1 pseudogene is annotated in these 276 nt (G+C 68.5%); it reads right to left on the bottom strand.

The features are described from left to right. Window positions 1-254: pseudogene (locus J2D73_RS20300) on the bottom strand (acetate/propionate family kinase); the annotation flags it as partial. Between the last annotated feature and the right edge of the window lie 22 nt (window positions 255-276).

Below are 276 nucleotides of genomic sequence, written 5' to 3' on the forward strand. Positions count from 1 at the left end.
TGTTGCAGCACCCGGCCGCGCACCTCCGGCGAGTGCTCGCCCACGCCGGCGGTGAATACCAGCGCGTCCAGGCCTTTCATCGCCGCGGCCAGACTGGCCACTTCGCGCGCCACCCGGTAACAGAACAGCTCGATGGCTTCGCGCGCCGCCGGCAAATCGCTGGCCAGCAGTTCGCGCATATCGGATGACAGGCCGGAGACGCCGAGCAGGCCGGAGTTCTTGTACAGCTCGCGCCGCACATCGGCCACGCTCATGCCGGCCTGTTCCTGCCAGTAG

This window comes from Acetobacter sacchari, from assembly GCF_017377715.1.
Classification (GTDB): domain Bacteria; phylum Pseudomonadota; class Alphaproteobacteria; order Acetobacterales; family Acetobacteraceae; genus Acetobacter; species Acetobacter sacchari.